This is a genomic window from Paenibacillus albiflavus (assembly GCF_004344915.1).
GTDB lineage: Bacteria > Bacillota > Bacilli > Paenibacillales > NBRC-103111 > Paenibacillus_AM > Paenibacillus_AM albiflavus.
This window is the reverse complement of sequence record NZ_SKFG01000012.1, coordinates 59,861-73,330: the sequence shown is the minus strand read 5'-3', so window position 1 is coordinate 73,330 and position 13,470 is coordinate 59,861. Positions and strand designations below refer to the sequence as shown.

Here is a 13,470-nt window from a genome sequence, read left to right as displayed (position 1 = left end):
GTAAGCTTAAAAGTCATTAAGTAACTTGAAAATTTTATAGTTAGATAATTAAGGAGCTACACATCATGTCTAAACAACCTAGATTTAGCCAAAGTCTTATTTTATTTATTGGAATGTTTCTGTTATTATTCTTCGCCATGTTCATTCTAAAGTCAGAGCCACATATACCTTTGCTGATTGGGACAGCGATTATTGCAACTTTATTGTATTTGTTTGGATTTAGCTGGGATGAGCTGCAGGCTGCAATGCTCAAAGGAATTCAGTCGGCGATTATGCCGATCATTATTCTGGGGTTAATCGGTGTGCTGATTGCCGTTTGGATGATGAGTGGAACGGTACCTACGATCTTGTACTATGGTCTTGAATATATTAGCCCACAGCAGTTTGCGTTAAGCACACTTATTATTACAGTTGTTGTATCGATGTTGACGGGCAGCTCTTTTACAACTGTGAGTACCGTTGGGGTTGCATTAATGGGAATGGCGCTCGCTATTGGCATTAATCCTTTGATTGCTGCAGGCGCGATTATTTCTGGGGCATGTTTCGGGGATAAAATGTCGCCTTTGTCTGATACGACGAATTTTGCCCCTGCGGTAACGGGGGTTCCGATTTTTACGCATATTAGTAATATGCTGTATACAACCATACCTTCGTTCATTGTAACAGCTTGCTTCTTTTTTTTCATACCACAAAGTGAAGGTATTGAGTTGTCGTCGATTGCTACAATGCAAGCATCGCTTCAAGATAGTTTCCATATTAATCTTCTGACCATTCTATCACCTGCTGCGGTATTGTACTGCTCAATCAGAAGAAAGCCTATTATACCAACACTAATAATAGGAATAGGATCAGGTTTACTCGTAACCTGGCTTGTTCAGGGAAATGCAGATGTATCGATGTGGTTGCAAGTGATGCAAAGTGGCTACAAAGGCGAGGTCGCAAGTGACATCGTTGCTTCTATCGTTCATCGCGGCGGTTTGCAGTCGATGACTTCGTCAATCTCTTTGATCATTATCGCACTTGCTCTAGGTGGTCTCTTGCAGCATTGTGGAGTCATTCGTTCATTATTCGAACGCGTGATTAGGCCATTGCATAATCCAAGTCATATGGTGCTGGCTGCAGGTAGTTCCTCAATTGCTGTTAACGCGTTAACGGGCGAGCAGTATCTATCGATTTTATTGCCAGGTCAAATGTTCAAAGATGAGTTCACCAAGCGTCACATTCCGATGAAAACTCTATCACGTACGTTAGAGGATTGTGGAACCTTAATGAATCCTTTAGTTCCATGGGGAGTGAGCGGTGCATTCTTTGCAGCAACATTAGGCGTATCGGTCATTGATTACACGCCATATGCAACATTCCTATGGCTTTCACCTTTTATAACACTCATTTATGCGTACACGCCTAAGCTGAAGAAAATTAGCCTAGGTGGTGCAATTGAATGGGCTAAAAAGAACGAACGTGCATGATGTATCGTTAGCATGTATTTCATACAGTCAAATGACGGATATGAAGGGAATTATTAAATTAGCCTGCACTTTGTGCAGGCTAATTTCATGTTTTTCGTGATATTTGCTGATTTTCCAATATTTGAATGTAGGGAATGCATTCAAAAGTTACAACTTGGCAATATGGTGGAATTTGACTGCATGTTTTACATTCTAATGCGGACACTGGGTTTTTAGGAAGCTGCCCAAGCCATATTCGACTAGGGCAACCCTGTTCTTATAGCAGTTCGCGAATCTGCTCTAGGATCGCAACGGCTTGCTGCTCTAATGCTTTTATATTTTCAAGCTCTTTGATATTCTCCTCTAGCATAGCAGGGTTATTAGGCTCTCCGCCAACAGGGAATGGGAAACGCGTAACCAGTTTGTCTAATTCCTCTGCAATTTGCTTATATACAGCAGCCGCATCTGCACAAAGTGTGCGAATCTGATCTGCCTCTGGTGAATCACCTTTCCAAGTGGTACTTAGCTCTTGCAAGAATGCTGTTGCGTATAGGCGAGCATCATGCACGACAGCCAGGCAATACGAGTTACCGTTAGGCTCAATTTGTCCATTACGGAATGCGGAGATCCACAGATCATATGCAGCGATGCCATGTGCGCTGTTTGGAACGCATAAGGTATCTTTGCCTGCATAATGTTCTAGGATCATATCCAGAGCACTGCGTAAGCTTGCAGCGGGATCGATAGCTCGCTCCGAATCGATCGCAACCACAAATAAATCGCTAGTCAAACTTCTGCCTAGGTGGTTATAAGATAGGGTGCCCTCCTTGGAGACATCAGCAGCATAAAGCGTTTGCTGTTCATCGTCATACCCATAAATAACGCCAAATTCAGGTATGAATACATCCCATGCAACAACTGGATAACCACGATTAATGGAGCGATGGATCAGATCAAGTGCATTCGGCAGCAGATCATGCATCGGTCTTTTTTCTGCCGCTTCAGACGTCATTAGTGATGGTGCGATCAGATTGGCATTTGGGCCGACTTCTGCTTTCATGCCTTCGACGGATACAGCTTCATAACCGAGATTACGCAAACCTCTCTTAATCACACTATCAAAGTGAAACAGGGTAGGTCCGGCAATATTTACATCTTCACCAAAAATTATATTTTGAAAGGCAAATCCAGTTAATCCCATTACCATAGGCAGTGAATATTGTTTATCCGTATATTTCAGGACGTGGTGAATCGCACTAGCAGCTGTCGTCCAAGTACGAGTTGTATGTTCATGTGTAGTTAAAGTTAATTTGCTCATTAAATTCAAATCCCTTCTATTTTTCATATAGTGGTCAACAACGATTCGGACCTTCTCTTGCATCACTTTTTTACGAGAACGAGATAGAATTTGATAGACATTAGCAGATGATAGCTGAAACAGCTTCGCAATTTCTTGTGGAGATAGATGGTCAAAGAAATGCGACTCGAATATGCGTCTTTCACGTTCGCTCAAGCAATTAAGCATGTTGATAATCGTTTCTAGAATCTCTTGGCGAACGATTCGTTCCTCTGGTAGATTGCCAGCGCTATCTGCAGACATCGTGCGAGTTAACCGATGCAGAATGTAATCGAGATCTTGGAATCGTCCTTCTTCTGAATCTTCCTCTGCCACGCGTAAGCTTGAGAAAACTCGTTCTGAAGTTTGAACCCGACTTTTGAGCTTCGTATACGCTTGATTGCGCACGATACGATGCAGCCACGGTAAGAACCGACTAGGTTCAACAAGCTTTCCTAAATGGAGAAAAGCTCTTACAAGTGCATCTTGAACAATGTCCTCCGCCATGTAACGTTCTTGGGTTATCGATTGCGCATACCCATATACTTTGGCACGGTGTCTACGGACAAGTTCACCAAAAGCCTCCCGATTACCAGATTGCGATAACTGCACCAGCTGTGCATCTTCCATTTCTTCTACAACGTAATTATCCACTTTTAGCTCAAACACCATGTCATGTTTCCATCCTCGTAAACCAAAATATTGTTGACTATATACTATAGACTTCGGAAGAGTTAGATTTCTGACATTATTATAACGATAATTTATAAAATTCTAAATGTTGGGGACGAAATCATATGCTGCTATTGGAGTATTTTTATCAAAATGATAATAACAGCGCCTAAAAAAAGTGAAATGGATAAATCCCTTTTCCAAGAAACTTTCGTTGGAGTTATATAACTAAAAAATCTTAGGATTATAAAACAACCAATTGCAACAAAAAGCCAATTTATTATCAACGGGATCAAAGAAACCACCTTTCTTCAGATAAATTCTTTATTCTAAAGAGCATAACATTATTAAATAACAATGTCATATTTTTCCGTTTGACAACTAAATATATATTCACTATTATTGTCAGTAATCTAATATTGGATTTTGCGATGAAAGAGTTTAGTAGCAATTTTGTCACTGTTTAGCAGAAAGCCAGGGGTTGATGCGACCTGGTACAAACAAACTTGTGAATTACGCTCGGGAGTAACTTAGGTAATGCTAAGCGGGGTAGCAACCGATATAATTGCTAAGAGTGGTATTATTTGTGGCTGCAGCGCGAATAATGCAATCTGGGTGGTAACACGGTTAATAAATCGTCCCTTTGCCTATAATAGGCAAGTGGCGATTTTTTTGTTTTTTATAATATAAAAAGTTTTCTCTTATTCATACAACTATACACCAAGGAGCTGATTCACATGATAAACAACATTATTGATGAACTAGAATGGCGCGGTGCGATTAATCAACAAACTGATGCTGAAGGATTGCGCAAATTAACAAGCGAGAAGTCCATTTCGTTGTACTGTGGTGTGGATCCAACCGGCGATAGCATGCACATTGGTCATCTAATTCCGTTCATGATGCTGAAGCGATTCCAGTTAGCAGGACATCGTCCGGTTATCCTGATTGGTGGAGCAACAGGAACGATTGGTGATCCAAGCGGTCGTCAAACAGAGCGTACATTGCAAACTTTAGATCAAGTTCAAAACAACGTTGATGCATTGACAGCACAAATGAAAAAGTTATTCCTCAACGAAGGCGAAACTGGTCTTCGAATGGTAAATAACTTTGATTGGACACATAACGTAACAATTTTGGATTTCTTACGTGACTACGGCAAAAACTTTAGTGTCAATACAATGTTGGCCAAAGATATCGTTGCTAGCCGTCTTGATTCAGGTATCTCCTTTACAGAGTTCTCATACCAGATTCTTCAATCCATGGACTTCCACCATTTGTTTGTAAATGAAGATGTTCAATTGCAAATCGGCGGTGCTGACCAATGGGGCAACATTACAAGCGGTCTGGACTTGATTCGTAAAAAAGAAGGATCTGAAGCCAAAGCTTTCGGATTGACAATTCCATTGATGCTTAAAGCAGATGGTACGAAATTCGGTAAAACAGCGGGTGGCGCGATCTGGCTCGATCCGAACAAAACAACTCCATTTGAGTTCTACCAGTTCTGGGCAAATCAAGATGACCGCGATGTTATTAGATACTTGAAGTTCTTTACTTTCTTGTCGAAAGACGAAATTGATCAATTAGAAGTCAAAGTGCAAACTGAGCCTCATAAACGTGAAGCACAACGCGTGCTCGCTGAAGAAATGACCAAGTTCGTTCATAGCGAGGAAGCTTTGAACCAAGCGAAGAAAATTACAGAAGCATTGTTCAGTGGCGATATTAAATCATTAACAGCTGATGAAATTGAGCAAGGATTCAAAGATATGCCTACATTCCAAGCTTCCAAAGAAACCAAGAATATTGTGGACTGGCTGGTTGACGTAGGTATTGAACCTTCTAAGCGCCAAGCACGCGAAGATATTCAAAATGGCGCAATCACCTTAAACAGCGAGCGTGTGACAGATGTCAATATGGACGTCACTGTTGACAATTCCTTCGATGGACGTTTCATCATCATTCGCAAAGGTAAAAAGAACTACAGCCTCGTGAAATTGTTATAAATTAATTTACAGATTGGTGCTCATCATAATAAGACGATTCCAAAACCATGATAAATGGCGGAGGAATCGTCTTTTTTTGTCTTTTTAAGATAATAAGACCATCCGACAAGCAGAATAAAATCACCCCTTATAAGCCAAGATATTTTTAGCGTTTAGCATAGTCGCAGTTGAAATACTGTTGCAGTTTTAACACTTAAGGAAAGGATGTGTGACGCATGACCAAAAGATTAACACTGTTTGGGTTAATCGGTATTACGATGGCGTTCTTCGGTACCGTACGTAGTGTGCCAACGCTTTCGATCACAGGTTGGACGCAGATCTTTTATATGCTCATTGCGGCGATATTGTTTGCACTACCTATCGCATTGATGTCCGCCGAATTATCTACAGGCTTTCCTGTAGAGGGTGGCCCTCAAGTGTGGGTTAAGAATGCATTAGGTGAAAAATGGGGATTTGTTACCTCTTGGTTATTATGGGTTCAAATGTTCTTCGGGATGGTTATGGTTGCTTCTACAGTCGGCGTCTTATTAGGATATGTCATTAATAAGCCTGACCTATCGTCTAACAATTACTTCATTTTTGTGGTGATTCTGATTTCTTACTGGATGGTAACTTTATTGAATCTTAAGTTCGACATGGTTAAGATTGCCGGGAATTGGGGGGCAATTATCGGGGTATATATCCCATTCGTTATCCTTGTTTTTTTTGGTGTCATTTATATGTTTAAACATGGCATTCAACAAAACAGTTACTTAGGCAATTTTAAAGCCAGCGACTTGCTGCCTAATCTCGGAGATTTGGGAAGCTTGGCTTACTTGTCGGGTATCATCTTTATCTTTGCGGGCGTAGAGATTTCATCCGTTCATGCGAACAATATTGAAAATCCGAAACGCAATTATCCGATTGCCGTAATTGCATCGGTTATTTTGCTCGTTATTTTCAACCTTATCGCTGGTTTGACGGTATCCAATGCGGTACCAAGAGGTAAGATTGAGCTGGCTAATATTACGCAGCCCTACATGATTTTCTTTGAAGATATCGGGATTCCATCGATTTTCGTCAATATCATTTCGGCAATGATTATGATTGGTGTATTAGTGCAGTTGAGCGCATGGGTGCTCGGACCAAGTAAATCCATGATTAAAGTTGCTGAAGAGGGCAATTTACCGCCATTTTTTCAAAAGAGAACAGAAAAAGGTATTCCGATTACATTCGTCTTGATTCAAGCGATTGTGATTTCGTTAGTGTCCGTCTTGTATGTTGTCGTACCGAATGTCAACAGCGCATTTCTAATTATCACGATCACAACGACGATTTTGTATTGCATTGTCTATGCATTCATCGGAATTTCAGCTATTCGTTTGCGCTACAGAGCACCGAATATGGAAAGACCATTTAGACTAGGGAATCGTGGGAATGGTTTAATGTGGTTCGTTTCTTTGCTGTCACTGCTCAGTGTAGGCATTACTTTAGTGGTCAGCTTGATTCCGCCTTCTATTCTCGAACCAAGTCAATACACGGGATATGTGATATATCAGGTGGCAGCTACTGTCGTGATGGTAGGTATCGCCTTGATTATCTATAAAGCCAAGAAACCAAGCTGGAAAAAGGGTGAATAAATTCATCTACAGGTACTGCATCATACAATTCATCATAACTGGAGGAATACAACATGAACTATGAAATTCCCGATCTTAACCTTAAAGCACTATTCCTGGGCAGCAAAGGCGAGAACGTGGATCTTTTCAAAGAATTATTGCTTAAAGTTGTTGATGAGCATGTAGGCTGGCGTCAAAATTATCAACCGCAAGACTTGCCGGTTATTACTCCGTATGATAAAAGCTCGCAAAGCTTCCAGGATACGGCTGACCATATGCGCAGTGTGTTCAATGAGCTTTCCTCCAAGCTCCGTACTGAATCGTTGCCATGGCATACGGCTGGCCGCTTCTGGGGGCATATGAACTCGGAAACCTTGATGCCAGCGATTATTGCTTATACGGCTGCCATGCTCTGGAATGGCAATAACGTTGCGTATGAATCCTCTCCAGGTACATCGAAGATGGAAGAAGAAGTCGGACATGAACTTGCCAAGATGATGAGTTACAAAGAAGGCGAAAGCTGGGGGCATATTTGTGCAGACGGTTCGATCGCCAACTTGGAAGGACTCTGGTACGCAAGAAATATGAAATCACTTCCGCTTGCGATCCAAGAAGTCGCACCTGAGCATGTAAAAGGTAAATCCGAATGGGAATTGCTGAACATGTCTACAGATGAAATTCTGAACATCATGGAACAAATTCCTGACCAGCTAGATGAGGTGAAAGCACATTCTGCACGCAGCGGCAAAAACCTCGATAAATTAGGAAGATGGTTAATACCGCAAACGAAGCACTATTCTTGGTTGAAAGCAGCGGACATCATCGGTATCGGCTTGGATTGTGTAGAGGCCATCGATGTAGATAGTAATTATCGCATGGGTATTGGCAAGCTAGAAGCAAAAATTCGTGAATTGGCTGCACAAAACATTCCAATTCTTGGTGTTGTCGGCGTTGTCGGCAGTACCGAAGAAGGCCAAATCGATCACATTCATAAAATTGTTGAGCTCCGCGAAAAATTAGCTAAAGAAGGAATTTACTATTATATCCATGTAGATGCAGCTTATGGCGGATACGCTCGTGCTATTTTCTTGGACGAAAATGATGAATTTATCGAATATAACAAAATTGATGAGGTATTTAAAAAGCATAGCATCTTCACAGATATGAAATTAAAAAACGAATGGCTTACAGAAGATATTTACAATTCATTCAAAGCGATGAGTCAAGCCGAATCGATTACGATTGATCCGCACAAAATGGGCTATATCCCTTATTCTGCTGGTGCTATCGTTGTAAGAGACACAAGAATGCGTGACGCGATTTCTTATTTTGCAACTTATGTATTTGAAAAAGGTGCCGACATTCCAGCTTTGCTTGGCGCTTATATTCTGGAAGGCTCCAAAGCGGGAGCAACTGCTGCATCAGTTTGGACAGCTCATAAAGTGTTGCCGCTAAACGTTACAGGATACGGCAAGTTGATGGGCGCAAGTATCGAAGGTGCATATCGCTTCTATAATTTCTTGAAGAATAGAAAATTCAATGTAAATGGCAAAGTGATCAATTTGTACCCATTGACCAAACCTGACTTCAACATGGTTGACTATGTATTTAATGAAGAAGGCAATACAGACTTGGTACAAATGAACAAGTTAAATTACGAATTCTTCAATCACGCATCGTACGTAAAAGGCAGCCTTTATAGCAATGAATTCATTACTTCTCATACAGATTTTGCAATTCCTGACTATGGCAACAGCCCATTGCAATTCGTGCAAAGCTTAGGGTTCAGCAAGGCAGAGTGGGATCGAGCAGAAAAAGTAACGATACTGCGTGCTTGTGCATTGTCTCCATATGCGCATGATGAAGAAGTTTTCGCAGAATATGCAGCCAAAATTGAAAAAGCAATCCATGAAAAACTTGAAGATATTTATAACGAAATGAACGAGTAACAAAAAAAGAATGCGTAACGATTATGTATTGTTACGCATTTCTTTATATCCAAATAGGAGTAGTAAAAGCAGCGTGTTTGTTGATGTCCAATCTATTATCCCAATTTAAATGACTTCATTGTAAATAGATGGTCATTGTAAGGAGTTTCGAATATGAAAAAAGAAGTATCACTAAAGGAAAGCTTGTTTCTTTTAGTTGTATTATTAGCAATTATAGGTGCTTGCATCATCGGGTTAGGTATATCTCCTCAAATCCCCATTTTGATTTCCGTGGGAATTGTTATTGTCTTCGCTAAGATAAAAGGAGCATCTTGGGATGTGGTTCATAAAGGAATCCAGAACGGGATATCGCCGGGGTTAATACCTATTCTAATATTTATGCTTATCGGCGCATTAATAAGCGTCTGGATTGCTGCTGGTACGATTCCGACGATTATGGTGTATGGATTCAGTATATTATCTGCGAAGTTTTTTTTACCTTCGGTTTTTGTCATTTGTGCAGTTGTAGGGATCACAGTAGGCAGCTCCTTTACGACGATATCGACAGTAGGCATCGCTTTCTTCGGTATGGGGCAGATTATGGGCTATCCTCCCGCTATCGTTACAGGAGCCATCATTTCAGGCGCCTTTCTAGGGAACAATGTCTCTCCGTTATCAGATACCACGAACCTGGCTTCAGCTATTGCCGAGGTTGAATTGTTTGATCATATCCGCTATATACTGTGGGTTGTCATTCCAGCCTTTATTATTTCACTCCTATTTTTTGGGGTCGCGGGAAGCTCTAAGGTCCTGTCCACAGGGGAAGAAATCAATGAACTAGTGAATACCCTCAATAGCGGTTTTACCGTTTCTATAGTTACATTAATTCCAGTGTTGGTGCTCTTTCTATGTGCATGGAGGAGAATACCTGCAATCCCAACTTTATTGTTAAGTATAGCGTTTACGATCGGTGTTCTTTATGTTTATCAACCTCATACGAAGTTTCTTGATATATCCAATCTAATGCAGGACGGATATGTATCGCAAACAGGAGTAGACAGTGTGGACAAGCTTTTATCCCGCGGTGGAATTCAGAGCATGATGTGGTCTGTTTCCTTGATTCTGTTGGCGCTCGCGCTAGGCGGATTGCTCGTTGAACTAAAAATAATCAAGACATTAATTTCGAGGGTAACTGCTTTCGTAAGTACGAAAGGAAAACTCATCTTAATGACAGCGTTAAGTTCCATGGGCATTAACCTGCTTCTTGGTGAACAATATTTATCCATTATATTGCCGGGAGAAGCGTTCAAGTCCCAATACGATGAGATTCACTTACCCCGTAAAGAATTATCAAGAATATTGGCTAATGCAGGTGCGGCGTTCAATGCGCTAATCCCTTGGGGTGTCAGCGGTGTATTCATTACAGGAACGTTAGGCGTATCCACATTGGAATATTTACCTTTCGCTATATTTTGCTTAGCATCACCAGTTATTAATATTTTGATGGGATTCATGAACAAGAAAGTGGACTACAGGAAAAAAGCTGGTAGCTAGCCGGCTTTTTTCTGTAAATTTTTGTATATTATTAATTGTTTATGTGATTATAAATGTAAATAATGCTATAATATGTTACATACTGAAACGCTTTCAGAGTACGCAAGGGGGTAACATATGCTAATAAATGAGCTGCGAGGCAAATCTTTAGATGATTTTTTCGAGGGTATTTTAGCGCTTAAAAGCGTGGAAGAATGTTATGCCTTCTTTGACGACTTATGTACGGTAAATGAAGTCAAGACCGTGTCACAACGATATCTAGTCGCGAAAATGTTATATAACCAACATACTTATAGTGACATTGAAGCAGAAGCCAAAGCGAGCACGGCGACAATCTCACGTGTGAAGCGATCTTTGCTGCATGGAAATCAAATGTATGATGTTATTTTCAAACGAACAGATAAATAATTAGCTTAAGCTAAAGCCGCGGCTTGTCAAACTAGTCCGCATAAATGTCCAAGTCCCCTCATAGTATGTACCAAAGCTGATTACTAATGAAGGTAGGGGATGATGGAATGCGCCGGATGACGTGGTTAACCACCATCGTGCTTGTTATTGCGGTGGTATTAGTTGGATGTGGCAAGAAGGATGCTGGAGGAGTAGTGAAAGACCTTGGTAAAGTTGTCTCTAGTATGGAGAGTTATCAAGGAGCCGGTCGCATGATTCTGCAATCGGGACAGCAACCGCAGGAGTATGCAGTTGAAGTATGGTATCAGAGCCCGCATTTTTATCGGATTATGCTGAAGAATGAGGAGAAAGACATTACACAGATCGTATTACGGAATGAAGATGGCGTATTCGTACTAACACCACATCTGAACAAAAGCTTCCGTTTCCAAAGCGATTGGCCTGAGAATCAGCAGCAAGTATATTTGTACCAGTCACTCGTTAAAAGCATAACCGAGGATGCGCAGCGTAATTTTACAACGGATAAAGAATCCTATGTATTTGAAGTTGCAGCAAACTACAGCACAGGCACTTTAACGCGCCAAAAAATTTGGTTGGACCAAAAGAGTCTTAAACCGCAAAAGGTTGAAGTATCGGATGCAAGCAATCATGTCGTTGTGAAGGTTGATTTTACTACTTTCGAATTTGGCAAGAAGTTCGAGAAGGACTCCTTCGATATGCAGCGCAATATGACAAGCTTTAATCTACAATCGATGCAAACGATGACGCCGCCACAAGAAGATCAAGATCATCAATCTGATCAGGTCGATCTAGTGGATCTGTACATCCCGAACGGAGTATCCCAGCAGGATATTAGTACAGTGAAGTATGGAGAGAATGATGCCTTGCTAATCCGTTACACGGGTAAATACAACTATTCTGTACTAGAAGCTAAGCCACGCGAGCAAGCAGTCTCCAGTATGATTGCAGGGGATATCGTTGATCTTGGATTTACGATGGCTGTAATGACGGGTGATGAGAAGCGTACACTTTCATGGATTAGCGATGGAGTAGAGTATCGCTTAACGACCTCCGACTTGCCAAAAGAAGAGATGATTCAGGTTGCACAGTCTAGCAATAATCCAACAATGATGAAATAAAATGTCATTTGACAGCACCGTATCATCCGATTAACATAAGTTTATCATTTGTATTCGGTAGAGGTTCATAGTATATAAGGGTAGGGTCATGTGATGATTCTCCCCTTATTGCTATATGTCTACTATGGATAAAGAGAAATGACAATGAGAATCGGAAAAGAAGGTGTAGCAGGTGGAGGGATTCTATCGACCTACTTGGGCAGAGATCTCACTCGATGCGCTTGAATGGAATTGGTCAGAGTTTAGAAGAGTATTGCCAAATGAACTGCGAATGATGGCAGTCGTCAAAGCGAACGCTTATGGTCATGGAGCTGTGCAGGTTGCAGAGCAAGTATTAGAGCAAGGTGCCGACTATTTAGGAGTAGCTTTTTTGGATGAAGCACTTAATTTGCGAAAAGCAGGAATCACAGCGTCGATCCTCGTATTGGGCTATACATCTCCTGAAGGAATCGATTTGGCAATCGATCACGATATTACGTTGAATGTATTTAGTCAGGAACTGCTTGCAGCCTTGCAAGCAAGAGAGCCGTCTACTACTCAAAGGCTTAAAGTTCATGTCAAAATTGACTCAGGCATGGGACGAATCGGATTGCGTGAACAGGCAGAAGCAGTCACTTTTATAGAAGAATTAAAGAAGCTTCCTCATGTTCATGTGGAAGGCTTGTTTACCCATTTTGCAACAGCGGATCATGCGGATAAATCATATGTTATCGAACAGTATGAGCATTTTGCGAAGTTAGTCGACAATTTGCATAATCAAGGAATTGACATTCCTTACATACATGCAGGCAATAGTGCAGCGGCAATTGATACACCTGAATTATCCTTTAATATGGTACGGATTGGGGTAGCGCTGTATGGATTGTATCCTTCCGAAGAAGTAAAGATGGACCAAATTAAGCTTAAGCCCGTCATGAGCGTTAAAACAAAGATTGCTTTGGTCAAAACATTGCCTACTAATTCTGGAATTAGCTATGGACTTAAGTATCGAACAAAGGGAGACGAGCAAATCGCATCTCTTCCGCTTGGGTATGCAGACGGATATTCGCGCAGATTAAATGGTCAAGTAGATGTGCTTGTACAGGGTCAGCGAGTGCCAATTGTTGGAAGTATTTGCATGGATCAGTGCATGATTAACGTGAGCGGTATTCAGAATGCTGCGGTAGGTGATGAGGTTGTCATCCTTGGCGCACAAGGGAATGAGCGAATTACAGCAGAGGAGTTAGCTGCCAAATTAGGTACGATAAATTACGAAGTAGGATGTATGATTGCCAGTCGTGTACCGCGAGTATATGTAAAAAGACACAAAGTTGTGAAAGTTGTTAACGCACTTTGGGAAGGATAAATGTATACTCATAATATATACCTCGTTATATCATAGAAT

Annotated in this window: 9 protein-coding genes and 1 other annotated feature; of the genes, 8 read left to right on the top strand and 1 reads right to left on the bottom strand. The window is 41.1% G+C overall.

What is annotated here, in order from left to right:
* Positions 1-65: 65 nt before the first annotated feature.
* Positions 66-1,469, top strand: a complete 1,404-nt coding sequence (nhaC, locus tag E0485_RS13255; RefSeq protein ID WP_132418533.1) for a Na+/H+ antiporter NhaC — start codon at positions 66-68, stop codon at positions 1,467-1,469.
* A gap of 256 nt (positions 1,470-1,725) precedes the next feature.
* Here the strand turns inward: nhaC (E0485_RS13255) and E0485_RS13250 are convergent, their stop codons facing one another.
* A complete protein-coding gene (locus E0485_RS13250; protein WP_132418532.1) occupies positions 1,726-3,456 on the bottom strand; it encodes an RNA polymerase sigma factor in 1,731 nt (576 codons plus the stop codon).
* A gap of 422 nt (positions 3,457-3,878) precedes the next feature.
* Positions 3,879-4,102, top strand: a binding site (T-box leader).
* A 91-nt stretch (positions 4,103-4,193) separates the two neighbouring features.
* Between E0485_RS13250 and tyrS the strand changes: the two genes are divergently transcribed.
* From tyrS to alr, 7 genes are all read left to right on the top strand, one after another.
* A complete protein-coding gene (tyrS, locus tag E0485_RS13245) occupies positions 4,194-5,459 on the top strand; it encodes a tyrosine--tRNA ligase (RefSeq protein WP_132418531.1) in 1,266 nt (421 codons plus the stop codon).
* 215 nt (positions 5,460-5,674) lie between these two features.
* Positions 5,675-7,078 carry a tyrosine-tyramine antiporter gene (gene tyrP / locus E0485_RS13240; RefSeq protein ID WP_132418530.1) on the top strand — a complete coding sequence of 468 codons (1,404 nt, stop codon included), beginning with the start codon at positions 5,675-5,677 and terminating at the stop codon, positions 7,076-7,078.
* Positions 7,079-7,131: 53 nt separating this feature from the next.
* Positions 7,132-9,006: a tyrosine decarboxylase gene (gene tdc, locus E0485_RS13235; protein WP_132418529.1), complete on the top strand. Its 1,875-nt coding sequence runs from the start codon at positions 7,132-7,134 to the stop codon at positions 9,004-9,006.
* Between the two features lie 153 nt (positions 9,007-9,159).
* Positions 9,160-10,539 carry a Na+/H+ antiporter NhaC gene (nhaC, locus tag E0485_RS13230; protein WP_132418528.1) on the top strand — a complete coding sequence of 460 codons (1,380 nt, stop codon included), beginning with the start codon at positions 9,160-9,162 and terminating at the stop codon, positions 10,537-10,539.
* Between the two features lie 117 nt (positions 10,540-10,656).
* A complete protein-coding gene (locus E0485_RS13225; RefSeq protein WP_132418527.1) occupies positions 10,657-10,947 on the top strand; it encodes a YerC/YecD family TrpR-related protein in 291 nt (96 codons plus the stop codon).
* 107 nt (positions 10,948-11,054) lie between these two features.
* Positions 11,055-12,086 (top strand): LolA family protein, encoded by a 1,032-nt coding sequence (locus E0485_RS13220; protein ID WP_132418526.1) that lies wholly within the window; start codon positions 11,055-11,057, stop codon positions 12,084-12,086.
* A gap of 172 nt (positions 12,087-12,258) precedes the next feature.
* Entirely contained in the window at positions 12,259-13,431 is a 1,173-nt protein-coding gene (alr, locus tag E0485_RS13215; RefSeq protein ID WP_132418525.1) for an alanine racemase, read from the top strand.
* Positions 13,432-13,470 lie beyond the last annotated feature (39 nt).